The following is a 26,072-nucleotide window of genomic DNA, read 5'->3' as shown; positions in this document are numbered from 1 at the left end:
ACGCATAATGATAAAAATCACCCGAAACAGTCTGGCACTTGCTGTCAGCCTGATGCTGGGCAGCAGTGCTGCACTGGCCGAAACGACAGACAAATCAGAAAACGAAAACTGGGATGTGCTCAAGCCTCCCTTCGCACTTAACAGCGTGGATATTGAAACCAGCGAAACCACCTGGTCCAGCCTGGACATCTCACCGGATGGCAAATTTATGGTGTTCGATATGCTGGGCGATTTGTATAAAGTGCCGTTATCCGGCGGCGCTGCAACGTCGCTAACACAGGATTTTGCCTGGAACATTCATCCCGCCATTTCGCCCGACGGTAAGCATATTGCGTTTATCTCAGACCGCGGCGGTTTGTCCAATGTGTGGGTGATGGATATCGACGGCAGTAATTTGCGTCAGGTGACTACGGAAAAGAAAAACATCATTCATTCTCCGAAATGGAGTCCGGACGGGCAGTACATTGTTGCCACCAAAGGGATTATGTCCAGCCGGAGTATTCCGGCCGGTGAAATCTGGATGTATCACATTGCCGGTGGTGACGGTCTGCAAATCAAAGCCCGCGAACACGGGAACGCCGATCAGCAAAATATTGCCGACCCGGTGTTCTCACATGATGGTCAGTACATCTATTACACCCACAACACCGTGCCGGGTGCAGGCTTCGAGTACAACAGAGATCCCCTTGAAGGGATTTTCGACATCACCCGCTTCGACCGCAAAACCGGTAAAGAGGACAGTTTTATCAGTGGCACCGGTGGCGCTATTGTACCTGTGCCCTCACCGGATGGTAAATACATCGCCTTTATCCGCAGGGTAAAAAACAAAACCGGGCTTTTCCTCAAAGAGCTGGAAACCGGCCTTGAGAAACCGCTAACCCTTACCCTTGAGCGGGATATGCAGGAAGGCTTCGGTTCTGAAGGCTACTTTGCCTATTATGACTGGATGCCCGACAGCCAGTCTCTGGTTTACTGGACAGGAGGTAAGTTTCACAACATCGACATTAAAACCGGCAATATCGGAGATATTGATGTCAGCGTAAAAGCGACACTGCATTATGCAGATGCACTGCGCTTTGATGTGGATGTGGCACCGGAAGAATTCGATGTAAAAATGATTCGCTGGTCGCAAAAGTCGCCGGACGGCAAAAGTATTTTGTTCCAGGCCCTGGGCAAGCTTTATGTTAAAGATATTAAAAGCGGCAAAATGACCCGCCTGACGAAACAAAATGAGCACGATGAATATTTTCCCCGTTATACCAACGATGGAAAGTTCATTGTGTACACCACCTGGAATGACGAAAAGCTGGGTGATGTACGCATAGTTTCCGCCAAAGGTGGCAAAGGGAAAGTGATCACCAAAAAGCCGGGGCATTATGTAGAGCCAAGCTTCTCGCCAGATGGCCGTTATGTCGCATTCCGGAAATTCAGCGGCGGCTATTTGTTGGATCCTACTTATTCGGTAGAGCCGGGCTTATATGTGGCTGACTTGAAGAACGACACTGAAGTCAGAGTCAGCGAAAGTGGTGCACAACCCCATTTTGCCGGTGATGATGGTCGTGTGTATTTCACCGAACGCGCCGGCGGTTCTGCTTACCCTGAAACGCAATTGAGCAGCACTGATTTACGCGGTGAAGACAAACGCACGCATTTATACGGCGCGGATAAAGTCAGCGAATACCGTTTGTCTCATGATAAAAAGTGGGTGGCTTTTGTTTACCAGTTCAAGACCTACGTAGCACCATTCGTAGACAATGGTCAGAAAATTACGCTGGGACCGGACATGACATCATTACCGGTTACACAGCTCTCTGCCCGCGCCGGCGAGTACCTGAACTGGAGTCCTGATAGTACGTCGGTAGGCTGGTTCCACGGACCGGTGTATTACGAGCGCGCACTGGAAGATGCATTTACTTTTGTTGCCGGTAAAGAAAAAGATGCACTGCCTGAACCGGAAACCAAAGGCATGAACCTGTCTTTCAAATCGAAGGCAGATAAACCCGGTGGCTACAAAGCGCTGGTTGGCGGCAAAGTCGTTACCATGCGTGATGCAGATAACACACAGGAAGTCATCGAAAACGGCGTAGTGCTTATTCGCGATAACCGGATTGAAGCCGTTGGCTCACTTGACGAAATTACTATTCCTGATGACGCCATGCGCATCGATACCCGCGGAAAAACCATTATTCCGGGCTTAGTCGATGCCCATGCTCACGGTTCTCAGGGGCGTAACGAAATTATTCCTCAACAAAACTGGGGACAATTTGCCAACGTAGCGTTTGGTGTGACCACGATTCACGATCCGTCCAACGACACCACTGAAATCTTTGCCGCCTCAGAGTTGCAACGGCATGGCGATATTATTGCTCCGCGCATTTATTCCACCGGCGCGATTTTATACGGTGCGGAGTCACTGGGTTATAAAGCCATTATCAACAACTACGATGATGCGTATTTCCATGTTGAAAGGCTGAAAGAAGCCGGTGCGATTTCAGTAAAAAGTTATAACCAGCCCCGTCGGGACCAACGTCAGCAAATTCTGTGGGCTTCACACGAACAGCAGATGATGGTTGTGCCGGAAGGCGGCGGTAAAATGCAGCAGAACCTGACTATGGTGGTAGACGGACATACCGGCCTTGAGCACAGTTTCCCCGTGGCGAAAGGCTATGATGATGTTAACCAGTTATGGGCAGCCACAGAGTCGGGTTACACGCCAACCTTCGTGGTGTCATATGGTGGCCTGATGGGCGAAGAGTACTGGTACGACAGAACTGAAGTGTGGAAGAACGAACGTCTGCTACGCTATGTGCCGTCAACCATTCTCGACAGCCGTGCTATCCGCCGTCCTACCGCACCGGATAACCAGTACAATCACTTCGAAGTGGCAGCGTATGCAAAAACACTGCGCGACAAAGGTGTGAGCGTGCACATCGGTGCCCATGGCCAGCGTGAAGGTTTAGCCGCTCACTGGGAATTGTGGAGTATGGCTCAGGGTGGTTTCACGCCATGGGAAGCCCTGCGTGGCGGAACCATTGACGGTGCCAAACACTTAGGCATGGGTAACGACCTTGGCAGTATAGAAAAAGGTAAGCTGGCCGACTTAGTTGTGATTGACGGTGATGTACTGAGCGATATCCGCAGAAGCGAATTTGTTGAGTATACCGTGCTGAACGGACGGGTTTATGAGGCTGCGACGATGAATGAAGTGGGAAGCCGTAAACAGCGTAAGCCGTTCTTCTTCGAGGCAGATAACAAACTGTTTATGCCGGAAGAGACTGCGCAGGAAATCAACGCCAAAGCGCATATGTATCACTGGAGACATTGATACCTTAAACCTGTACGGGCGCCTGATAAGGCGCCCTTTTTATTTCATGCTGCTGGCAACGCCATCGCAGGTTTGAGACTGTCAGCGACCTGTTGTGGATCGCGGCAAATAAGATAAACCTCATCCTGCCAGTCATCAAATGTCGCCATCATTGAATATAACAGCGCCGGCTTACTGAATCTGATGCGCACGTTAGCTTCATCACCCTGCCCCAAAATCAATGCATCACCACAGTCAGCTCTGCTCCAGCTCCCTGCCTCTGCAGACTCAATGGCAGACAGCCTGGCGAACAGGGTACTGTAGAAACCCGGATTGATGACCAGATCATCGTCCTGAATATACAGCGAGAAATGCTTTCCTATACGGATACTGGCAATGGCAGAAATCATCGTCCAGAGGATCAGGCTGCAAACGATAACCGCTGCGGTATGACTCCATTCAGCCAAAAGCCAGTATGAAAGCGCAGCCGCAAACACTATTCCGCCTGTCAGCACGCATTGATAAATCACGCTGTCTGATTTGGTATGTAGTTTCCCCACGGGCGACACATGCCGGCGGGTAAACCGGGGAATGGCATAAAACCAGGATGCCGGTTCATGGGCCCATAAAACAGCAGTCATTCGTTTTTTGTCATCCTCTGCATACGCTTTATGAGCATGCAATCTCGGATCACCGGGAAGATGACGGGCTTTCCACAAGCTTTTAACCACCATATAAACCAATGCAAATTCGAGAATAATAAGCACTGCCGCAATGGGATAACGTAGCCAGGAAATAAACTCAAAATAAGCAGCAAGATCTTCAGGGAAGGTGTACCGCGCGGCCACCGCCGCGAGACTAAAACTGATGATTATTTTCCACAGTTTCTGTTTGCCTTTCACAACAACACAAACATAGTACGCTGCAGGCAAAACAATAAAATACAGGCCTGCAAAAAGTGCGGTGAGCCACTTATCCTGCGGTAACCGGATTGTGTCAGGTAGAAAGTAATAGCCGCCGGCAAATGTAGTGACCATCAGAACGAAATAGATAAGACGATACTGAGCAGATTTCTGCATAGCAACACTCCCTGTTTGCTTAACCATGCCACCGGTAAAGTTTACTGCATGGTCAGTTCTCTGCGCAAAGGGAGATAAGTTTCAGAATGTTACCCGCACGGCGTCTCAGTTACCGGTTACGTCCGTATTGTTCGTGAGACGACACCCAGTCGGATGAAGAAATGGCCGAAGCCAGCGAGATCTCTCCGGCCAGTGCCACCGCTCCTACAATCTCGGCAAATTTGTACACTTTATTTTTGCCGTAACAATCCATCAGCTCCAGGCACTCTTTCTGTGTACCTATGCCGGTTCCACCGCCGTAGGTAGCAACAATCAGAGAAGGGATAGTCAGCGAGACATATAAATCCCCTTCTTCGGTGAGCTCGGAGTACATGATCCCCGCCGAGGATTCAGAGACATTAGCGACATCCTGTCCCGTGGCAATGAACATGGCGGTGATACCGTTAGGCGAATGCAGGCCGGTGTTATTGACGCCGGATAAAAACGAACCGATACCAGCTACTCTGCCATGGTAATCAATTTGTTTTGGTTCCACCCGCATTACGCTGAGTAAATGTTCGCGCTTGATTGTTGCTTCTGCAGTAACCCGTTTTCCCCGGGTCCGCATAATATTTATCTGCGAGGCCTTTTTGTCGGTGGCAAAATTAGACTCCAGATAAAAATTCACAATCCCTTCGTAGTGATCCATGATCCAGCCACAGGCAGCAAATGTGGCGCGCCCCACCATATTCTGACCGGCGGCATCTCCGGTTCTGTAGTTAAAACGGAGAAACGCAAATTTGTTAGACAGGAAATGGTCGATGTAAGTCAGCTTCGCCACCGAAGATGTCGCTTCTGCTTCCTCACGGATCTTTTCGATATTTTGATTTATCCATTTAACGAAATCCCGTGCCCCGCGAGCATCAGAAAAAACAAAAACCGGCGCCCGTTGCATGGCATCATCAACCACTGTTGCTTTCACGCCACCGCTCATATTCAGGAGCTTCATGCCACGGTTATAAGACGCCACCAGCGTGCCTTCAGTGGTAGCCAGCGGCACCACAAAATCGCCTTTCGCATATTCTCCGTCAATGGTGAGCGGACCCGCTATGCCAATTGGCACCTGCGCCACACCAATAAAGTGCTCAATATTGCCTTTGAGTGTGTTGGAGTCGATGGAATAGTTGCCCACATGATTCACCGGCGCGCCGGTTGCAGATGCGAAATATGCCTGACGGGCTTTGATGATTTCTGCCTGATAGTCGTCATGGGGATCTCTTGGGATCCCCTCCGGTTTGGCACTGATGTCTGAAATGTTGTCTTCGACTTCAAACTTCAGCTTACCGAATGGTGAGGCCTTAAAAGAAAGTCCCAATTTAAGCTTTTCAGGCCCGGCCTTTGCCCGCACGTTCAAAAAGACCGTAATAACTTCCCGTAGCGGAAAAGAAATGTCCCCTTTTGCATTAATTTCCTCGGCAGAGAGCAGCATGTCCGCCCCGACTTTCAGAGTAATTTTCTCTTTCGGAATATGATTGCCATCCAGCACGATATGTAAAATTTCGCTGATACTGGCGTCTTTCAACCGGTTCTTCAGCATAAAGCACAAACCATCTTCCGTTTTTTGCAGACTGCCGTGGGTATACAACTGCTTTAAAAGCATGCTGGGGATAAACATGAGGCACTTCCTTTTTAATGGCTGACGCTTTTTGAGACGCGCTTATTATCAATGTAATACAGTAGCGTCAGTTAACAACAATTTCACTTCTTTCCCGGTCAAACCAGCCACTGGGTTGACCCCCGTCAACCTTTCAGGACTTGCCTGAAACGGACATGACTTAACAAAAACGGACATAACGCACATTTTTTGTACACAAATTATCCAGTGTCCGTGATTTGAAAGCCTACGGCACTGCTTCTTGTAAATTTAATTCCGTCAGCAGGACGCTGATGTGTTTTCGACAGATTGCCCCTGTTACCGGAAAAGGAGGTGTCAGGGACTACGATGCCAGGGATTCAATTGATCAGTTAAGGATGCTGTTCAGGGGTAATCTGCCGGACTTTTATTTAGCAAGGAGTAAATCATGGAACACAAGCTGTTCAGACAACAGGCTTTGCAACATCAGCTGACAGCCAGTCAGGGAGACGTATTTGTTTTACCGTCTTTGCCTGTCAGGATGATCAGCCTGATGGTAACAGGTTGGGTCATCGTGATGGCCTGGTATCTGAATAGTCAGGAATACAAAACCTTCACCCGGATCAACGGCTGGCTGGAAATGTCAGAAGGCAGTACGCCGGTTTATCCGGACAATACCGGCGGACGGGTTGCCGCTATTCTCGTGAAAAATGGCGATGAGGTTGAGGCGGGAACCCCCTTACTTAAAATCAACAGCGGCCAGACGCTGGGCTCCGGCGAAGACGTGCATTTTGCAGTGCACAGTCAGTATGAAGTTCAGCAGGAACAGCTTGAACAACAACTACGCTATCTCACTGTCGCCCATAAACTGGCAATTGCAACGACCAGAAATACCGGCACGCAACTGGAGCGGGATATTAGCAAGCTTAACGGACTCATTGAGCTGGTAGGCCAGCGGATCGCTCTGGCAGAAACGTCTGCTAACTCGATGGCAACACTCGCCGATGCCAGATTACTGGCGAAAAATGAACATCTCAGTGCCGCCCGTGCTGTGTTATCGCTAAAGCAGGAATTACTGGAATACCAGCGGGAGCGTGAAAGTAAGCTCGCCTACCTTGAAGAAAATCGCCACGAGCTGGCGAGGCTCCCCGCCAGTCAGGAGCAGGAGCGCCTTGATCTTCAGCATCAACTCAGTGCATTACGCAATCAGATGCTGCAGTGGGACAGTCAGCACAAGAAGGTGATTACCGCATCAAGAGCTGGTGTGGTATCCGATTTGTCTGTACGTAGCGGTGACTTCATCAATACGTCTAAACCTCTACTGAATATACAACCCTCTTCTGACACCCTTACCGGTAAGGTGTTGCTGCCAGCCCGGTCGGCAGGTTTACTGCAACAGGGTCAGTCAGTCCGCATTAAACTGGATGCTTTCCCTTATCAGCAATACGGCACCGTTGACGGTGTTATTACGCAAATATCTGACGATCTTATCCAGCCACAGAGTAAGCAATGGTTTCCTGTCACCACAGACGAACCGGCATATCTGGTTCAGGTTTCGCTGAATAAACAAAGCATCGCCACCTACGGACAGGAAACACCACTGAGAAGCGGCATGACCTTCAGTGCCGATGTGACGACACGGGAGTCCAGCCTGATTGAATGGCTTTTCGCACCATTACTGTCTGTAAAAGGGGCGTGGTAATGCAGGCCCTCTTATCAGCAAACCCGCTCCCTTCCCTTCGCCGTTCTGTTAAAACACCGGTGGTGTATCAGGCGGAAGCCGCAGAATGCGGACTGGCCTGCCTGTGTATGATATTGCAGGCCCATGGCGATAAAAGAACACTGGCCGAACTCCGGCAGGAATATGGCTTGTCACTGAAAGGGGCAACGCTGGGAGACATTATTACCATCGCTAAGCGCCTTTCTTTATCTGCAAGAGCGCTGAAACTGGACTTGGATGATCTGCCAAAACTGCAATTGCCCTGCGTAGTTCACTGGGATATGAAGCATTTTGTGGTACTCACCGCAGTGAACAAAAACAGCGTAACCATTCATGATCCGGCCACGGGTAAACGTAAAATGCCGTTATCCCGTTTTTCCGCTCATTTCACCGGCATTGCTCTGGAAGTCTCTCCGGCCCCGGCTTTTACACCGGTCACGGCTACCCCAAAGCTGACAATAAGCAGTTTCTTCTCAGGTCTCAGCGGGCTTCGCAGAACCTTGCTGCTTACCTTCTGTATTACCCTGCTTATTCAGTTATTTGCCCTGTTGTCTCCTTATTACATGCAAATGGTGGTAGATGATGCGCTGCCCGCAGGATCGTCTGACTTTTTGACCGCATTAACCATAGGCTTTGCGCTTTTTCTGTTAATTGAATGTCTGACTTCAGCGTTACGCCAACATATCCTTTTACACTTCACCAGCCGCCTGCAACTGCTGATGAGCGCCAGGGTATTCAGTCATTTACTGCAACTGCCGCTAAAATGGTTTCACAGCCGGCACACCGGCGACATTATTTCCCGTTTCAGTTCATTAAATGCATTGCGGGATTTTCTCACTGCCAGCTTCATTACCGTGATCATGGACGGACTGATGGCACTGGTGACAGTGGCAGTCATGTATGTTTATGCGCCGCTTCTGGCCACGGTAGTCATTGTTATCACCTTTTTGTATGCGCTGTTCCGCGTGTTTGCCTGGCATTGCGTCCGGCCTCATCACGCCAACAAACTGGAGCTGGCTTCAAAGGAGCAAACGCACTTCATCGAATCCATGCGGGCCATTCAGACAATCAAGCAATTTAACCTGGAGGCGAGCCGCCACGGCCACTGGCTGAACCGGCTGACATCATCCTTAAATGCAGACATCAGTATCGGCAAATGGGGTTTGCGTACCAGCATTGCCAAACAGGTCATCACCGGTGCCGAAAACATTGTAGTGATTTACCTTGGCGCACAGATGGCTATGGAAAATGCACTGACCACCGGTATGCTGTATGCGTTTATCAGCTACAAAAACCGCTTTGTTACCGCCGCTGAAAGTCTGATCACCACCGCACTGGAATGGCGTATGTTATCGCTACACATTGACCGGCTATCAGATGTGGTGCTGGCTGAATGTGAAGACGTACCAGTCGCTTTTTCCGGTGTAGACGGCACAGACAATACCGGCCCGGCAACTTTATCCCTCAGACAGGTCAGCTATGCTTACAACAGCTTTTCAGCACCGGTACTTGAAAATATCAACCTGACCGTTGCCCCCGGCGAAGCAGTAGCGATCACCGGTGCAAGCGGCTGCGGAAAATCAACGTTACTTAAATGTATTACCGGTATTCACCCGCTCAGTTCAGGCTCAGTATATTTCGGCACAAAGCCTGTCAGTCAGGGCGCACTGAAGGGCGTATCCTCGGCAGTTTATCAGGATGACGCCCTGCTCAACGGCAGCATTCTTGAAAATATAGCCGGCTATTGTGATTCTCCTGATATTCAGCGGGCAGCAGGCGCGGCACAACTGGCCTGTATTCACGATGACATTGTAGCCATGCCAATGCAGTACCAGACACTGGTCGGCGACATGGGCAGCACGTTGAGTGGCGGCCAGATCCAGCGGATAATGCTGGCCAGAGCACTGTATCAACGGCCGCAGATCCTGTTCCTTGATGAAGCAAGCAGTCACCTTGATATGCACAACGAAGCACAGGTAAACCACAACCTGAAACAGCTGAACATCACCCGCATTATTATCGCCCACAGGCCGCAAACCATCGCCATGGCAGACCGTGTGTTCCGGCTTGAAGCAGGCAAATTAACCGAAATCTACCCCGTCAGTACCAACCCCGTTATTGAACAACAAGGAGAGAGTCATGACTAATCCAACCCCTATCAATGATCGCCTGGAGCAGCTTTCCCGCCGGGAACTGCAGGTTGCCCATAAAATTATGGAAGGGCTTCCGAATAAGCGAATCGCTTCCCAGCTATTTATCAGCGAGAGGACGGTGAAATTTCACTGCGCCAACATTTACCGCAAGCTGGATATCCACAACCGCACCTCACTGATGGCGAGTTACTACCGCCAGTTTCATCAGCCCGGTACACGGATAGAGCAAGAGGGGTAGTAATGTCCTTTCGTATCAATAAAACCGTGGCGTTTGAGACAGAAGTCCTGTTTATGAACAGTCTCATTCCCATGGCGGCAGCATCGCTGTGCTGCCTGATGTATTTCGCGATTACCAGTACATTACCCGATATGTGGGTGGTCGGTTTGACGTTTAATTTGTGCTGGATAATGAGTCTGCGCGAGACCATTTTAACCTGCTACCTGCAAGGGGTTTCAGACACAGTTGGCCAGTCGCCCTATCTGAAACCCGGCGTGGGTGATAACCGGACTTTTAGCCAGAAGACAGCGCCGGAAGACCCGGTAAACTAAAACCTGTTGTGAGTTATGCGCAACGAAACCCGTAACGGAAAAATAACCTGTTCAAGGAGAACATCATGAAAGAAACAACCACACCCCGCCCGTTAACGAATGAAGAAGCCTGCGAAGTATCAGGCGCCGGTCTTATAAAAACTACGCCGGTCACAGAAGCCAAAGCCATCTTAATCCCGCCCCGCTATTTCACCCTGGCGCTGGGTGAAAATGGTGGCGATTACCCGGAAGAATCGGTTTACTGATTTCAGGCCTGATGATGCTGCGCGGACAGGGTTGTCTCCCGCTCCTGTTGGCGTCAGCATCATTTTTAAAAGGACGTAATGTATGATTCTTTGCCTGGGTGATGAATCAGACCATCAACTACAGCATGTAGTGACAACACTTCACGACCTTCAGGAAGAAACACTGATCCTCAATACGGCGAACCTGGGCGATCAGTTAAAGTTGCAATGGCAACCGCTTAAAAATGCCTTCACGCTTGTTGTCGATAACGAATACGTGGATATTGACGAAGCCAGCGCCTTTTGGTGGCAGCGCTTTTCAGCTCCACCGGCAACAAATCCTGTTGCCGGTAAAAATCAAATCAGTGCACTTTCGCCGCTTTTTTATCATCAGCCTGAGCGCTGGTATAACCCGCTGAGTGCCATTCGTTTTCACCAGGCCAAGCCCGTGCAATTGCAAACAGCATCGGCACTGGGCGCCATCATTCCCGATACGCTCATCAGCAATGATGTCACTGCCCTCAAACACTTCGCTGAGCAGTTTCAGGATGTCATTGTCAAACCGGTTTCCGGTGGTGCCCACACCACCTTGCTTCGTCAGCATGGCGTGTATACCAGTGAACTTCCGCATCAGCAGGACACTGGTGCAGTGACGTTACAGGCCCGGATTGACGGGCTTGATGTGCGGACGTACGTTATTGGTGATGAGGTTTTTTCCGGTGTTATCTACTCGGATAAGCCGGATTACCGTATTGATGAGTGCGCAGAGGCGCAGGCTACAGACATTCCTGAGGATATCCGCTCACTGGCCAGAACAATTTGCGCTGCTTTCGGGATGAAATGGTGCGCCATTGACTGGCGGTGTAACAGTAAAGGCGAGTTTATCTTCCTTGAAGCGAATCCCTGCCCGTACTTTTTGAAATTTGAACATGAAACACAGCACCCGCTCACTGAAACCTTATGCCGGGCGCTGATAACAACAGCGGAACACTAGTCCGCTGTTGTTGATGAAGCAGGTTATCTCAGATAACCGTTATGACGCGACAGAATAATCGGTATAACCTTTCTCTGCGCCACCGAACAAGGTATCAGGATCATGCTCTGCCAGCGCGATGCCTTGTTGTAAACGGGCAGGCAGATCGGGATTCGATACAAAGGGGCGACCGAAACCAATCATATCAGCCCATCCTTCTTCCAGCGCCTGTTCAGCGCGGTCACGGGTATATTTGCCGGCATAAATCAAAATACCGTCAAACGCCTCGCGGATGGCCTGTTTAAAACTTACCGCCATTTCCGGCGCATCATCCCAGTCGGCTTCAGCGATATGTACATAGCCGGCCTCTAACTCATTCAGGGCCCGCACCGCTTCAACGTACGTCTGTTCAGGGTTTTCATCTACCGCACCATTCAACGTCGTCAGCGGAGCCAGACGGATCCCCACTGCGCGACTGTCGAACACCGTGCTGACGGCAGACACGACTTCTTTCAGGAACCGCAGACGGTTCTCCAGGCTGCCGCCGTATTCATCAGTACGGTTGTTGGCTTGTGAATCAAGAAACTGGTTGATGAGATAGCCATTGGCTCCATGCAGCTCGATGCCATCAAATCCGGCATCTTTGGCACATTGCGCCGCGTGCCGGTACTCTTCAACGACCGCTTTGATTTCTTCTTTACTAAGTGCTCTGGGTACAGAAGACTGCACAAAACCCGGTGAGCTATTTTCGTCGATAAATACCTTCACGCCCTCAGCCTGAAGCGCTGACGAAGAAACCGGCTGTTTGCCACCCGTATTACTTTCGTGGGATACGCGGCCAACGTGCCACAGTTGCGCAAACATCACACCTCCTGCCTTGTGAACGGCATTTGTGACCTTCTTCCAGCCTTCGATTTGCGCTCCGGTGTAAATGCCCGGGGTCCAGGCGTAGCCCTTGCCCAGTTCACTGATTTGCGTACCTTCACTGATAATCAAACCGGCACTGGCACGCTGGGCATAATAAGTAGCCATTAAATCGTTGGCGACATCACCGGGCTGCGTTGACCTTGAGCGGGTCATCGGGGGCATGACAATACGGTTTTTAAGCGTTTTGCCGGCAAGAGAAATACTGTTAAATAATAGACTCATAAAGCCTCCTTCCATTTTCAATGGATGAAGCATATCGCAGCCTATTTGAATCATTAACAGCAATAAATTAAAAACACTTTTGTTATTTTTGCAATTATAGAGTGAGTCGCGGCGCGATATAATCCAGGAATGCAGAGATGCGGGAAGACACGGCACTGTTACGGTAATATACCGCCTGTACCAGTTCCCGCCGGTTCGGACTCAGGACATGGTCTGTCAGCACAGGCACCAACCGGCCGGCCTCAATATCTTCATACGTCATAAAGTGTGACAGCATCGCCAGCCCCTGCCCTGCAATGCAAAGTTGCCGCACGGTTTCACCACTTGAGGCACTGATGGCAAATGTAAGCTGCTGAGGACTTTTAAGTGGCCAGTTATTTAAATGCGGCGCGTCACTGAAACCAATTAAACGATGCTGCGAAAGGCTTGTAATATCGCCGCTGACCGGATGTTTAGCCAGGTATTGCGGACTTGCCACTACATGTAACCGGCTTCGCCCTAACTTTCTGGCATGGAGATTGGAGTCACTTAAATCGCCGATACGAATGGCGATATCGGTTTTATGCTCCAGTAAGTCAATGATGCTGTCGTGACTGGTCAGCTCCAGAGATATATCCGGATAGGTGCGGCAGAACCCGTCTATTAACGGTGTCAGCTGATGAAATACAAACGGGCTGGCTGCATCAACCCGCAGCTTGCCTGATGGTGTCCGCCCGAGCAGTCGCAATGCCTCCTCACCTTTTTCCAGCATGTTCAGACCGTCTCTGGCGTAACGCAGGAAAAGCTCACCTTCTTCCGTCAGCTCTACCCGTCTGGTTGTGCGGTTAAACAGGGTAACGTTGAGGGTCTTTTCCAGCCGCGTTACCGAGCGTGATATCCTGGCAACCTGCTGGTCCAGCAGCGCTGCGGCGGCAGAGAAACCGCCGGTATCCACCACCGTTACAAAGGCTTCTAAATCTTCTGTTTTAGCATTAACCGGCATTGTTCAACCTTTTCATTTTCCACAAAGATAGCAGCTTACTAATTACATTTTATACAAATAACCAGAAAGAAACCTGACGTATTCAACGCAATCAACTTTTCAGGCAACAAAAAACGCGCAACCGTCAGACAGTCGCGCGTTTTAATTTTATTAATGAGCAGCTACCGTTCAGCCAGGCAGCGACCCATGTGGTAAGTAACAGACAGAGCCTTACAGAATAAAGCGGCTGAGATCTTCGTTATCGACCAGCGTTTCTAAGTGTGAGTCCACATAGGCGGCGTCGATAGTAAAAGTTTCACCGGACTTCTCGGATGCGTCGAAAGAAATATCTTCCATCAAACGCTCCAGCACCGTGTGCAAACGACGGGCACCGATGTTCTCAAGGCGCTCGTTTACCTGCCAGGCTGCTTCAGCAATGCGCTGAATGCCAGACTCTTCAAACTTAATTGTCACGCCTTCTGTAGCCATAAGAGCACGATACTGCTCTGTCAATGCTGCATTCGGTTCAGTCAGAATACGTTTAAAGTCTTCCACTTTCAGTGCTGACAGTTCAACACGGATTGGCAGACGGCCTTGCAACTCAGGGATCAGGTCAGACGGCTTACTCATCTGGAAAGCACCGGATGCGATAAACAACATGTGGTCAGTTTTCACCATCCCGTGCTTAGTCGATACAGTAGAGCCTTCCACCAGCGGCAGCAGATCCCGTTGCACACCTTCACGGGACACATCCGCAGAGTTATTGCCTTCACGTTTACAAATCTTGTCGATTTCATCAATGAACACAATACCGTGCTGTTCAACCGCATGAATCGCTTTTTCTTTCAGATCTTCCTGATTTACAAGACGGGCAGCTTCCTCTTCAGTAAGCATTTTCAGCGCATCTTTGATTTTCAGTTTTTTCTTTTTCTTCTGCGAGTCAGAATTCAGGTTCTGGAACATCGACTGCAGTTGATTGGTCATGTCTTCCATGCCCGGAGGCGCCATGATTTCAACACCCATTTGCGGCAGTGCGACATCGATTTCAATTTCTTTGTCGTCCAGCTGACCTTCACGGAGCTTTTTACGGAATGCCTGACGGGTGCCACGGTCTTCAACCTGCTCCTTTTTACCCCACACGTCTTCCGGTGGTGGCAATAGAGCATCCAGCACACGCTCTTCCGCCGCTTCCTCAGCACGGAATTTGACCTTCGTCATTTCCTGCTCTTTAGTCAGCTTTACCGCGATGTCTGTCAGATCGCGGATGATCGTCTCAACTTCTTTACCAACATAGCCCACTTCAGTGAACTTCGTGGCTTCAACCTTAATGAAAGGGGCATTTGCCAGCTTCGCCAGGCGGCGGGCAATTTCAGTTTTACCCACACCGGTAGGACCAATCATCAAAATATTCTTAGGCGTGACTTCAACACGAAGCTCTTCCGGCAATTGCATCCGGCGCCAGCGGTTACGCAGGGCGATAGATACGGCGCGTTTTGCGTCCTGCTGGCCAATGATGTGGCGATCTAACTCGTGAACAATTTCTCTGGGTGTCATTTCAGACATAATAAACCTTCTCTTACTAACGCTGATGATGCTCAGCTACCGGCTGCATGACCGTAATACGGCCTGCAGTCGATCAATAATCCAGTACTTCAACCGTCTGGTGATGGTTGGTATATACGCAGATATCCCCTGCGATGGTTAAACTCTTTTCTGCTATTTCACGGGCTGACAATTCAGTATTTGCCAGCAGAGCCGTTGCAGCCGCCTGCGCATAAGCGCCACCGGAACCAATAGCGATTAAATCGTTTTCAGGCTGCACTACGTCGCCGTTACCGGTAATGATGAAAGATGCCGTCTCATCAGCCACCGCTAGCAACGCTTCGAGCTTACGCAGCGCCCTGTCAGTACGCCAGTCTTTGGCCAGTTCCACCGCAGCGCGGGTAAGGTGCCCCTGGTGGATCTCGAGTTTAGATTCAAAACGCTCGAACAGCGTAAATGCATCAGCAGTACCACCGGCAAAACCGGCGAGCACTTTATTATGATACAGGCGACGCACTTTTTTCGCGTTGCCTTTCATTACGGTATTGCCCAGAGAAACCTGTCCGTCTCCGGCAATGACGACCTGATTGTCGCGTCTTACAGATACAATAGTAGTCACTACACTTCCCCATATTCCGGGTGTCGCTGGCTGTCGCGCAGCAAATTAATTTCAATGAAGAGATAAGTGGGGGAAGAGATAATTTTTTCAAGGGACAATCCACCAGCATCAATAAAGACCGGTGTCAGGCCCGCAGACGGAGAAGGAAGAAGCCATTACAAACCGTCAGCAGCAGGAAAACTGCTGCAGGGAACATGGTGAGCCTGTGGACGGGATGAAGTATTACCGGCGGGAAAGGCACACGATCCGGCGAAAAGAGATTGAGAACCCTAAGCGCAGGGGTTGAAGATATTCTGGTACAGAACCGTCAGCCGCAGGGAAGCGGCTGCCGAGCGCCCATGGATGGGTTTACAGCGAGTTCTGTACCAGAATATCGGAAGCCCCGACAGCGACGGGTTATCTACCTTAGAGATTCCAGTACAGGATCATGCAGGTGGTGATGTTTACTTTTCTCAGGCTGTGTCTTGCTCTTTCTGCATCACGTTTGGTTTGTAACGGCCCCATGATGACCCGGAACCATTCACCGTTAGAGCCGGTAGTGGCCCGAACCTGTGCTTCAAGACCCTGAAAGGCGATTTTGGCTTTCATTTCTTCAGCCTGCGAGCGGGTGCGGAATGAACCACACTGAAGTAAATACAGTTTGTCGGATTTTTGTTGCTCCGCGACTTCCACTTCGACTTCGTAACCGGGTAAGGATTTAATGTATTCCCATTCTTCCTTAGGCAGCTCAGGCAATTCCTCTTCTTCGACAATTTGCGGTAGTGGTTCCATCGGCGAGTCAGCCGTTTCATCAACATTGTCTTTAATAGAGAACAGAAAATAAATAAGACCCAGAATAGCGATCACCACAACCACCAGACGTGCCCAAATCTTAGTCCGGTTCGTCTCCGGCGAAGGCGGCTTGCGTTTATTGTTGTTCTTTTTATTTTGTGGCGCACGACCACGAGCTACATAATCACGTTGTGCCATATCCGGCGTAATATCCCGTCAAATATTGTTTGAAAAAAGCATCACCTGCTGGCTGATTATCACGTGATTAAATCAGCGCTTTTTAGTGAAACCGCACAGCAGTGTATCGTGAATTTTCCTAAAATGCTGCCGCTATATGCGTTAAGAAGCGAATACTAACTGAAGTCAGAGGGATCAACATCCAGTGACCAGCGAACACGGCTTGCCGCTGGCATCGCTGATAATACCGGTAAGGCTTTTCTGAGTAACCCGTTGATATCATTACGCCGCGCCGACTGCAGGACCAGCATAAAACGGTAACGCCCCTGACGCTTCTCAATCAGGCAGGGAAGTGGCCCGTTTAATCTCACAGACGGACTTTGCAACAGCGACCCCGCCTGTTCAAGAAAATCCCACGCCTGTTCAGCATGAGTGGCTTCAGCACGGATCACCGCCTGAGACTGAAAGGGCGGCATCCATGATAACTTTCTTTCTTCCAGCGCCTGGCGGGCAAAATGCGCGTAACCGTTGTGCACTAAATCCTGCAACAACGGGTGCCCCGGATTATGCGTTTGTAGCCACATTTCCCCCGGCTTCGATGCCCTGCCTGCGCGCCCCGCCAGTTGAGTAACCAGTTGCGCCAGCTTTTCACTGGCACGAAAATCTGCGCTGAATAAGGCGCCGTCGCAGTCCAGTACAACAACCAGAGTCACATGGGGAAAATGATGCCCTTTTGACAAGATCTGCGTACCGATCAGCAATTGATACTTCTGCGCATTAATGTCATCCAGAGAACGTTGCAACTTGTCTTTGCCCCGCACCGAGTCGCTGTCGATACGGATTTGTTTCACGGCGGGGAACAACTTCGCCAGACCATCTTCAATCTGCTCCGTTCCCACGCCGGCAGTAATCAGTTTATTTTCACCGCAATGTTCGCACTGGCGGGGTACCGGTCTGGCGCCACCGCAATGATGGCACTGCAAACGTTGCTGGGTGCGGTGAACCGTGTAGGGCCGTTCGCACCGGCGGCAATCATAAGAATGACCACAATGATGGCAGAGCAATGCCGGTGCGTACCCCCGCCGGTTAACAAATACCAGTACCTGATTTCCCATCGACAAATGCTGGCGCATGATGCTCAGCATGCCATCGGCAATACCAAACTGCATCCGCTGGTCCCGTACATCCAGTACCTGCTGATGAGTGTTCGAAGCACCGCCGGCCCGCCGGGTCAGTTGCAGATGACCATATCGCTTCGTCAGGGCGTTGTTCAGTGTTTCCAGTGAAGGCGTCGCGGTGCCCAGAATAAGAGGAATGTGCTCAGTACTGGCGCGCATAACTGCGAGATCTCTGGCGTGATATCGCAACCCGTCCTGCTGCTTAAACGAATCATCATGTTCTTCGTCCACAATGATCATGCCCGGGAATTTCATTGGCGTAAAAATCGCAGACCGGGTACCAATAATGATGCCCAGTTCACCTTCCCGCGCACGCTGCCAGACTGAAAGGCGATCTTTGTCATTCAATTGGGAGTGTAATACGCCGATATCGATACCAAAGCGCTTGGCAAAACGGGTAACCGTCTGCGGAGTAAGGCCAATCTCCGGTACCAGAATCAATACCTGCTTCCCGGCAGAAAGAATATCTTCAATGGCCTGCAGGTAGACTTCGGTTTTCCCGCTTCCGGTGATCCCTTCCAGTAAAAAAGGCGCAAACTTGCCGGCCTGTTGCGACAACGCGCTGATGGCTACCGCCTGCTCTTTATCAGGCAATGGCTTCTTGCCGACATGAAAATAATCGAGCCACATTTTCGGTCGCAGGGGCGGCGGTTTACTTTCGCAGTACACAAAGCCCTTCTCTTCCAGAGCACTGATGATGGAGGAAGGAAAGGTATTTTTGAGATCGCCTTCGCGAACCGGCTCATCCGCCAGTGCCTCAAGACAAGCATACTGGCGCTTCGCCCGCTTCAGTGACGCCAGATTTTCATCAATGTTATCACCGGCATGCCACCAGATTTCATCCACCGGATTCGCCGGTTCACCCTTGCGCAGCAGGACCGGTAATACGGTGTGAATAACCTCACCCACCGGATGAAGATAATACTGGGATAACCAGTGACACAGTTTCAGCATCACACTGTCGAGCACCGGACTGTCATCAATAACATGGTGAACCGGTTTGATTTTTCCGCTGTTCTCCGGCGTTTCCGCCTCTCCCAGAACGACGCCGGTTAATGTGCGGGGGCCGAAAGGCACACTGACCCTGCAGCCTGCTTCCGGTAATGTGTCACAGGAGTAGGTAAAAGCTTGTCGTAACGGTACAGGAACCGCCACCTCAACAAAACGCATAATCTGCCTATATTTTCCGCACTTTTTTACTTATCGTTCTTGATCAAAACGGCGTCATACATTAATATGCGCCGCTCTTTACGGCAAGGCCAGTTGTGCCTTGTATTGAATATAGTTGCGTATGGTGTTCAGCTTCGGGCTGGATTGCGATACGGCCTTATATAATGAGGTAACCCATGAAACAAGGTATCCACCCTACTTACGAAGAAATTACTGCATCTTGCTCTTGCGGTAACGTTATCAAAGTACGTTCTACTGCAGGTAAAGAACTGAACCTGGACGTATGCTCAAACTGCCACCCGTTCTACACTGGTAAGCAGCGTAACGTTGATACTGGTGGTCGTGTTGACCGCTTCAAGAAGCGTTTTGGTGCTCTGGGCAAAAAATAAGTCCGGCATTGAATTGCGAAAAAAGCGCCTTTACGGCGCTTTTTTTGTGCCTTAAATCCGTTACTTAAAACACTTAACCCGTGCTCGTCCCGTTACGCTTTACTCACCCGCCCGCTCCACCGTCCAGCCATATAAAATAAATTATAAATTAAAGTTAACTTATAAATTTCATCAATAGTCGGCATTGATAATTCCGTTTTGTGAAGCCGCCCTCCGGCAACTAAAGTAAGCATAAGATAGCTCCTGATCAGATATGTACTGTGAAAGGCGTTGTGTTACATTTGTCGCAAGCTGCGCTTTATAACGAAAACAAGAGATTAGCGCAGGAACGACAAGTAGTAGTTGTGCAAAGACCAAACCCTGAGAAGGACACACAAAAGAATGTCAGATTTCAGACAACGCGCCCTGGATTACCACGAATACCCTACTCCGGGCAAAATAAAGGTAGAACTGTCGACTCCGGCTGACAGCGTAGATGATTTAGCACTGGCCTACAGCCCCGGCGTAGCCGAACCGGTACGTGAAATTGCCGAAGATCCTGATGCAGCATACCGATATACCGCCAAAGGTAATATGGTTGCAGTAATCAGTAATGGTACGGCCATTCTCGGATTAGGTAATTTAGGTCCGCTGGCATCAAAACCCGTGATGGAAGGTAAAGCGTTACTGTTTAAGCGTTTTGCCGGACTGGATGCTATCGATATTGAAGTTAAACACCGGACTACTGAAGAATTCATCAACACGGTTGCCAATATCGCTGATACGTTCGGCGGTATTAACCTTGAAGATATTAAAGCGCCGGAATGTTTCGAAATCGAGCAGGAGCTGATCAAACGCTGCAAGATTCCGGTATTCCATGACGATCAACACGGTACAGCCATCGTAACAGCGGCCGGTATGCTCAACGCGCTGGAAATTCAGGGCAAGAACATCGAAGACGCCAAAATTGTTTGTATGGGAGCCGGTGCTGCCGCCGTTGCATGTATGGAGCTGCTGATCAAGTGCGGCGCCCAGCGTGAGCGCATTTATATGCTCGATCGTAAAGGGGTGATTCATACCCGCCGTGACGATCTCACGGAACACAAAATGTTGTTCGCCAACAACACGGATAAACGTACCCTTGACGATGTAATGGATGGTGCGGATATTTTTGTCGGTGTTTCCGGCCCTGACGTATTGCCTCCAGAAACCTTAAAACTGATGGCACCAAACCCGGTGGTATTTGCCTGTTCAAACCCTGATCCGGAAATTAAACCGGAACTGGCCCATGAGGTTCGCAGTGATTTGATCATGGCAACGGGCCGTTCAGATTACCCCAACCAGGTGAACAATGTACTGTGCTTCCCGTTCATTTTCCGTGGTGCACTGGATGTTCGTGCTTCGACCATTAATGACGAAATGAAAGTCGCTGCGGTTGAAGCATTACGTTCAGTATCGAAAGAGCCTGTACCTGAAGAAGTATTGAAAGCCAGTAAATCAGCATCGCTGACATTTGGTAAAGATTACATTATTCCTAAACCTATGGATCCCCGTTTGCTTCACCGTATTGCCAGTGCCGTAGCACAGGCAGCGATTGACTCAGGCGTTGCCGGTGTTGAATCCTTACCGGCAAAATACACGGGTAACAAAGACTGATTGAAGCATACTGACTTCATTTGTTACGGGCCGGTTATACTACCGGCCCGTTTTCGTTTATCTTCCCGCTTCCCCTAATCTGACGGACAAAGATTTCATGTGGTCAAAAGCACTTATCGGGCTCATCATCGGACGAATAGCTACCACGCTTATCGGCTCAACCATGGCAGTCAGTATAGGCTGGCATTTATACGAAGCCACCGGCGAGGCCTTTGACCTGGCACTGGTAGGCATTTTTCAGATTGTGCCGGTGATCAGTTTATTCCTCGTGGCAGGTTGGGCTGCAGACAACTTTTCCCGCAAAAGCATTTTATTAATTTCTGCCGGATTGCAGTTACTGGTGGTGCTGGCCGTCGCTTTGCTGATGAATCAGCCGGAACTGAATAAATGGGCGCTGTTTTGCTCGTTATCGGTATTGGGCGCAGGGCGGGCTTTCTTCGCACCGGCCATTCAGTCTGTGTTGCCGAATATCGTCAGCACCGATCATCTGGGGCGTGCGGTGGCTGCCATAAGCTCTATCTGGAATATCGCCTTAACCGTGGGGCCTTTCCTCGCCGGCGTGTTACTGGCGGCGCTCGACCGTCAGCTCTACTGGGTGCTCATCATTTTCGGCCTGTTTACGCTGGGTGGCTTTTCTTTATTGCCCGCTCTGAACATTCATTCAGAGCGCAAACTGGCACTTAAAGATATATTCAGCGGTGTGGAATACCTGATGCACAACAACGTTGTCCGCGGAGCGCTGTTTACTGATCTTGTGGTCATACTATGTGGCAGTGTCATGGCCATATTACCTGTGTTTGTGAAAGACGTCTTACATGAAGGTCCGGAAACTCTGGGTTTATTGCGGGCCATGCCGGCTGTGGGTGCGACGCTTATCGGTCTGACAATGGTACGACGTAAGCGGGCTATTGAACGCAACGGCCCGCTGCTGTTCTGGTCACTGATCATCTTCAGCTTTTCCATTATCGGCTTTGCCTTTTCACAGAACCTTTATGTGGCTTGCTTCGCTTTACTGATTTATGGCGGTTCAGACATGATAAGTGTGGTGATCAGAAGCTCAGTAGTACAAATTATGACACCGGACGCATTACGTGGCCGGGTGAGTGCAGTGAACTCCCTGTTCATCGCGTCTTCCAACGAACTCGGAGACTTCAGAAGTGGTTCGGTGACGGCAGCAGTTGGTCCGGTAGCCTGCGCGGTTGCGGGCGGAGTAATGAGCCTGGGTATTGTGCTCCTGTTCCGCTCAACTTTCAGGCCTCTATTCGAATTACAAAAAATCGAGCCGCCCTCAGCCAGACAAGACTAAACTTGCCCCTGATACAAAAAAGCCAGAGTGATTTGCTCTGGCTTTACTTTATTCTTCTTCGTTGTCGGCGGTGGGGTCGATCCCCATCTCTTCCATCATTTTCCTTGCAACGGCAGGAACACGGTTAGGGTTATCTTTGCGCAAATCGTCGTCGTCAGGCAGCGGCTGCCCGGTGAAAGCATGAAGGAATGCTTCGCACAGTAACTCTGAATTCGTCGCGTGACGCAGGTTATTAATTTGTCTGCGGGTTCGCTCGTCTGTGAGCACCTTAAGCACATTAATCGGAATAGAAACAGTGACTTTCTTTACTTGCTCACTCTTTTTTCCATGCTCTGCGTAAGGGTGTATATACTTACCATTCCATTCTGCCATGTGAAATCTCGGACTGCCTGTTATTTTACTTTATAAGCGGAAATTCTAAACAATGTAGCGAAAAGGTCAATTAAGCCGTGTAAACCTCTTGACGTCCAGACATATATTAATTAGTTTAGACGTCTAAACGTCCAAAGAATTGAGTGAGTCAACAAAATGGTTTCCTATGCACAAGGTATCGACGCCTTAAACCAGTCATTGTCCGAATTGCGTGACATTGATGTCTCTTTTGAATTTTTTCCGCCTAACTCGGAAAAGATGGAACAAACGCTGTGGAAATCTGTTGAACGCCTGGCGCCATTGAAGCCTTCTTATATGTCTGTGACCTACGGTGCAAACAGTGGTGAGCGTGACCGCACCCATGATGTTGTTAAACGCATTCAACAACAAACCGGTGTACAGGCAGCCCCTCACCTGACCTGTGTGGACGCAAGCCGTGATGAACTCAAACAAATTGCTCAGGAATATTGGGATTCGGGTATTCGCCGTATTGTTGCTCTGCGGGGCGATTTACCGAAGGGCGTTGATAAAACCGAAATGTATGCCTCTGATCTGGTGGCACTGCTGAAAGACGTAGCAGACTTTGATATCTCCGTTGCTGCCTATCCGGAAAAACATCCGGAAGCACCGAATGCCCAGTTCGACTTGCTTAACCTGAAGCGTAAAGCGGAAGCCGGGGCTTCTGAAGCAATTACTCAGTTCTTCTTTGACACCAGTGTTTACCTGCGTTTCCGTGACCGTGCTGCTGCTGCCGGTATCGATTTGGATATCGTCCCCGGGATCCTGCCGGTTACGAATTATCAGACACTGATTAAGTTTGCCGGTTTCACCAATGTTCACGTACCCGGCTGGCTGCACAAAATGTACGAAGGGCTTGATGACGATGATCAGGCAACACGTAATCTGATTGGCGCAAACATCGCCATGGAGCAAGTAAAAGTGCTGGCGAAAGAAGGGGTAAAACACTTCCACTTCTACACCCTGAACCGCTGCGAACTCAGCTACGCCATCTGCCACATGCTGGGCGTTCGCGCTGAATAGGCGGATTTCTCCCGGCATCTTCGCCAGGCGCGAAGGCCAGAGAAAAAACACGCCGGAACTCCATCCATGGAGGCTCGGCTGCAGCATCCCTGCTGCAGACGGTTTTTTCTCTGGCCTCCTCCCCCTTATCGCTACGATGCCTGGCAATTTACGCAATTTCGCCACCACGCCAGACATCACAGTCCACTGAGAAACCAACAAAACATTCCCCCCACGACTGCGAATGGTTACACTGTACAAGCATGAAACTATCCGTGCAGTTTGAAAGGAGTCTGTTTTGACAGATAATCGCTGGGTAAAGCTGTGGAATGACAAACGTCCCGCACTCAATGCCTTCTTCCATATTTTCCTGCGCCGCTGTAAAGCGGACAACATTACTATCTCGGCCGGACACCTGGCGTACGTGACACTGCTGTCACTGGTGCCGTTCATCATGGTGACATTTACTGTTATGTCAGCCTTTCCGGCTTTTGCATCAGTACGCAGTAAACTGGAACAATTCGTTTTCTCTAATTTTGTCCCGACTGCCGGCGATGTCGTCCAGCAGTACATGACCGATTTTGTTTCCAATGCCTCGGAAATGGGGGCTGTGGGTATTTTGTCGTTACTGGTCGTCGCCCTGCTGCTGATTTCAAATGTGGACAAAACACTGAACCGCATCTGGCGTACGCAAAGCGACCGGCCGGTTATTTATACTTTTGCCATCTACTGGATGGTGATTACTCTGGGGCCTATGCTCATGGGCTCCAGTGTGGCAATCAGCTCATATCTGGTTGGCGTGGCGGAGTTTGCTGAAGAATACACGCCCGGCGTGGGTACCTTTATGCTCACTTTGATCCCGAGTTTCGCTGCACTGCTGGCTTTCGTGATTCTTTACCTGCTGGTGCCCAACCGCCGTGTGCGCTATTCCCACGCTCTCATCGGTGCGGTCGTCGCGACTATCTGCTTTGAGTTCACGAAAAAAGGGTTTGCTCTTTATATTACTAACTTTACTTCATATCAGGTGATATACGGTGCGCTGGCCGTGCTGCCAATACTGTTTTTGTGGGTTTATGTATCGTGGATGGTGGTGCTGATTGGTGCTGAATTTACCTGCAGTCTGGAAGATGCCTTCGGTGACATCAGAGCCAGTGAAGAGCCGCGGAAGGTCCCTCTGGAATAGGCATAAAAAAAGCTGGCAGTAATCTGCCAGCTTTTCAGTTTTGAGTCGTTTAGTTTTTCATGGTGCGGATAAACGCATCTGACTCTGCAACCGACGCTTTCATCTCGTTGATTAAACGGGACACGTCCTGCTGAATAGTTTTCAGCTCACCTTCCAGTGCACCCACCGCACTGGCGTTCAGGTTATGCTTCAGGTAAAGCACATTATCCTGAAGCGCCGTTAATACCGGTTCCATGCGGCTCTCAGCCTTTCTCATGGCCTTAATCATGGTCTCGTACTGGCGACGGGTAGCACGGAGCTTTTCTGCACTGGAGCGGCGCAGTTTGTCGCTGTCGTATTTCTCCAGCTCATCTTCCCATTCAGAAAACAGGGCTTCTGCAACGCTTTCCACCTTGTCGATACGGGCAGTAACGTCAGCAGCGGCAGCCTGGCTGTCCTGAAATTCGCCGTTAAGTTCATCGTAAACGTCTTCCAGTTCACCGCCGTTGAAATTAATCAGCGCGCTGAACTCTTCCAGTGCATCTGCAAACTGCTCCTGCGCCTCTTCCTGAGACTCTTTCGCGTTTTCAACACGGTCGACCAGAATGTCCCGCTTCTCTACGCCAAGCTTCTCCCAGGCGCCGTAATAAGCAGACTGACATCCGGACAGCGCAACGCAAGCTGCGACTGCCAGTAAACCGGTCTTAACATTACCCATCATAACTGTACCTCAGGCCCCCTGTAGCGGGCGGCATCAATAATGGCCCACAGGTGGAAAATAGCCCCCACCGGCCACAGAAAAAAGAAAATGACTGTTGCGGCAAGCCCGTAACAGGCGAAGCAAATCACGAAGAACACGAATGCTCTTAAGATCCGCCCCTGGACCAGATGACCTAATCCGGGAATAAAAAAGTTACAGATTGCTGCGATGACGTTACCGCCTGAACCCTGACCTGCCATATAAACTTCCTCGTATATTACGTAAATATGTGTTTTAGTAGCTAAAC

General features: G+C 50.0%; 24 protein-coding genes. 12 read left to right on the top strand and 12 right to left on the bottom strand.

Annotation, left to right across the window (positions count from 1 at the left end):
* The first annotated feature begins 52 nt into the window (after positions 1–52).
* Complete coding sequence (locus ACXAGR_RS20260) at positions 53–3,325, top strand: amidohydrolase family protein (protein WP_474852519.1); 3,273 nt, start codon at positions 53–55, stop codon at positions 3,323–3,325.
* A 44-nt stretch (positions 3,326–3,369) separates the two neighbouring features.
* On the opposite strand, the gene ACXAGR_RS20255 is transcribed toward ACXAGR_RS20260, so the two are convergent.
* On the bottom strand, positions 3,370–4,383 hold the full coding sequence (locus ACXAGR_RS20255) for a hypothetical protein (RefSeq protein WP_474852220.1): 1,014 nt from the start codon (positions 4,381–4,383) through the stop codon (positions 3,370–3,372).
* A gap of 109 nt (positions 4,384–4,492) precedes the next feature.
* Positions 4,493–6,037 (bottom strand): hydroxymethylglutaryl-CoA reductase, encoded by a 1,545-nt coding sequence (locus tag ACXAGR_RS20250; protein ID WP_474852218.1) that lies wholly within the window; start codon positions 6,035–6,037, stop codon positions 4,493–4,495.
* Between the two features lie 406 nt (positions 6,038–6,443).
* On the opposite strand from ACXAGR_RS20250, the gene ACXAGR_RS20245 reads away from it, so the two are divergent.
* The 6 genes from ACXAGR_RS20245 (at position 6,444) to ACXAGR_RS20220 (ending at position 11,635) form a co-directional block, all read left to right on the top strand.
* Positions 6,444–7,697 carry an HlyD family secretion protein gene (locus ACXAGR_RS20245; protein WP_474852217.1) on the top strand — a complete coding sequence of 418 codons (1,254 nt, stop codon included), beginning with the start codon at positions 6,444–6,446 and terminating at the stop codon, positions 7,695–7,697.
* Positions 7,697–9,862 carry a peptidase domain-containing ABC transporter gene (locus ACXAGR_RS20240; RefSeq protein ID WP_474852215.1) on the top strand — a complete coding sequence of 722 codons (2,166 nt, stop codon included), beginning with the start codon at positions 7,697–7,699 and terminating at the stop codon, positions 9,860–9,862. Before ACXAGR_RS20245 ends, ACXAGR_RS20240 begins: the two co-directional genes overlap by 1 nt.
* A complete protein-coding gene (locus ACXAGR_RS20235; protein WP_349583825.1) occupies positions 9,855–10,106 on the top strand; it encodes a helix-turn-helix domain-containing protein in 252 nt (83 codons plus the stop codon). Before ACXAGR_RS20240 ends, ACXAGR_RS20235 begins: the two co-directional genes overlap by 8 nt.
* 2 nt (positions 10,107–10,108) lie before the next feature.
* Positions 10,109–10,417, top strand: coding sequence for a hypothetical protein (locus ACXAGR_RS20230; protein WP_303573883.1), 309 nt, complete (start codon positions 10,109–10,111; stop codon positions 10,415–10,417).
* 65 nt (positions 10,418–10,482) lie between these two features.
* A complete protein-coding gene (locus ACXAGR_RS20225; protein WP_303573884.1) occupies positions 10,483–10,662 on the top strand; it encodes a hypothetical protein in 180 nt (59 codons plus the stop codon).
* 82 nt (positions 10,663–10,744) lie between these two features.
* The gene (locus ACXAGR_RS20220) at positions 10,745–11,635 is read left to right on the top strand and encodes an ATP-grasp domain-containing protein (protein ID WP_474845260.1); all 891 of its coding nucleotides are present in this window, start codon (positions 10,745–10,747) and stop codon (positions 11,633–11,635) included.
* A gap of 39 nt (positions 11,636–11,674) precedes the next feature.
* Here the strand turns inward: ACXAGR_RS20220 and ACXAGR_RS20215 are convergent, their stop codons facing one another.
* The 6 genes from ACXAGR_RS20215 to priA all read right to left on the bottom strand — a co-directional run bounded on the left by ACXAGR_RS20215 (position 11,675) and on the right by priA (position 19,181).
* Positions 11,675–12,763 carry an alkene reductase gene (locus ACXAGR_RS20215; RefSeq protein WP_474852213.1) on the bottom strand — a complete coding sequence of 363 codons (1,089 nt, stop codon included), beginning with the start codon at positions 12,761–12,763 and terminating at the stop codon, positions 11,675–11,677.
* 94 nt (positions 12,764–12,857) lie between these two features.
* Complete coding sequence (locus ACXAGR_RS20210; protein WP_474845264.1) at positions 12,858–13,745, bottom strand: LysR family transcriptional regulator; 888 nt, start codon at positions 13,743–13,745, stop codon at positions 12,858–12,860.
* Positions 13,746–13,955: 210 nt separating this feature from the next.
* Positions 13,956–15,287, bottom strand: a complete 1,332-nt coding sequence (gene hslU / locus ACXAGR_RS20205; RefSeq protein WP_119499946.1) for an HslU--HslV peptidase ATPase subunit — start codon at positions 15,285–15,287, stop codon at positions 13,956–13,958.
* 73 nt (positions 15,288–15,360) lie between these two features.
* Positions 15,361–15,885: an ATP-dependent protease subunit HslV gene (hslV, locus tag ACXAGR_RS20200; protein ID WP_119499945.1), complete on the bottom strand. Its 525-nt coding sequence runs from the start codon at positions 15,883–15,885 to the stop codon at positions 15,361–15,363.
* Positions 15,886–16,290: 405 nt separating this feature from the next.
* A complete protein-coding gene (locus ACXAGR_RS20195) occupies positions 16,291–16,854 on the bottom strand; it encodes an SPOR domain-containing protein (RefSeq protein WP_119499943.1) in 564 nt (187 codons plus the stop codon).
* A gap of 155 nt (positions 16,855–17,009) precedes the next feature.
* Positions 17,010–19,181 (bottom strand): primosomal protein N', encoded by a 2,172-nt coding sequence (gene priA / locus ACXAGR_RS20190; RefSeq protein ID WP_474852210.1) that lies wholly within the window; start codon positions 19,179–19,181, stop codon positions 17,010–17,012.
* Between the two features lie 176 nt (positions 19,182–19,357).
* Between priA and rpmE the strand changes: the two genes are divergently transcribed.
* Complete coding sequence (gene rpmE / locus ACXAGR_RS20185; RefSeq protein ID WP_303573891.1) at positions 19,358–19,570, top strand: 50S ribosomal protein L31; 213 nt, start codon at positions 19,358–19,360, stop codon at positions 19,568–19,570.
* A 92-nt stretch (positions 19,571–19,662) separates the two neighbouring features.
* On the opposite strand, the gene ACXAGR_RS20180 is transcribed toward rpmE, so the two are convergent.
* Positions 19,663–19,803 (bottom strand): hypothetical protein, encoded by a 141-nt coding sequence (locus tag ACXAGR_RS20180; RefSeq protein WP_474852208.1) that lies wholly within the window; start codon positions 19,801–19,803, stop codon positions 19,663–19,665.
* A 148-nt stretch (positions 19,804–19,951) separates the two neighbouring features.
* Between ACXAGR_RS20180 and ACXAGR_RS20175 the strand changes: the two genes are divergently transcribed.
* Together ACXAGR_RS20175 and ACXAGR_RS20170 are read left to right on the top strand one after the other, a co-directional pair.
* A complete protein-coding gene (locus ACXAGR_RS20175) occupies positions 19,952–21,205 on the top strand; it encodes a malic enzyme-like NAD(P)-binding protein (RefSeq protein WP_303573892.1) in 1,254 nt (417 codons plus the stop codon).
* A gap of 97 nt (positions 21,206–21,302) precedes the next feature.
* Positions 21,303–22,511, top strand: a complete 1,209-nt coding sequence (locus tag ACXAGR_RS20170; protein WP_119499939.1) for an MFS transporter — start codon at positions 21,303–21,305, stop codon at positions 22,509–22,511.
* 48 nt (positions 22,512–22,559) lie between these two features.
* Here the strand turns inward: ACXAGR_RS20170 and metJ are convergent, their stop codons facing one another.
* Entirely contained in the window at positions 22,560–22,883 is a 324-nt protein-coding gene (metJ, locus tag ACXAGR_RS20165; protein WP_119499938.1) for a met regulon transcriptional regulator MetJ, read from the bottom strand.
* A 156-nt stretch (positions 22,884–23,039) separates the two neighbouring features.
* Between metJ and metF the strand changes: the two genes are divergently transcribed.
* Together metF and ACXAGR_RS20155 are read left to right on the top strand one after the other, a co-directional pair.
* Positions 23,040–23,924 (top strand): methylenetetrahydrofolate reductase, encoded by an 885-nt coding sequence (metF, locus tag ACXAGR_RS20160; RefSeq protein ID WP_303573894.1) that lies wholly within the window; start codon positions 23,040–23,042, stop codon positions 23,922–23,924.
* Positions 23,925–24,201: 277 nt separating this feature from the next.
* Complete coding sequence (locus tag ACXAGR_RS20155; protein ID WP_119499936.1) at positions 24,202–25,086, top strand: virulence factor BrkB family protein; 885 nt, start codon at positions 24,202–24,204, stop codon at positions 25,084–25,086.
* Positions 25,087–25,135: 49 nt separating this feature from the next.
* Here the strand turns inward: ACXAGR_RS20155 and ACXAGR_RS20150 are convergent, their stop codons facing one another.
* On the bottom strand, positions 25,136–25,786 hold the full coding sequence (locus tag ACXAGR_RS20150; RefSeq protein ID WP_303573895.1) for a DUF2959 domain-containing protein: 651 nt from the start codon (positions 25,784–25,786) through the stop codon (positions 25,136–25,138).
* The gene (locus ACXAGR_RS20145) at positions 25,783–26,025 is read right to left on the bottom strand and encodes a DUF6677 family protein (protein ID WP_119499934.1); all 243 of its coding nucleotides are present in this window, start codon (positions 26,023–26,025) and stop codon (positions 25,783–25,785) included. The genes ACXAGR_RS20150 and ACXAGR_RS20145 overlap by 4 nt, the downstream gene beginning before the upstream one ends.
* Positions 26,026–26,072: the final 47 nt, after the last annotated feature.

The sequence above is a fragment of the Alteromonas sp. ABH4_457 genome, from assembly GCF_056160625.1.
The sequence above is the reverse complement of the archived record's forward strand: the minus strand, read 5'-3'. Positions and strand labels throughout refer to the sequence as shown.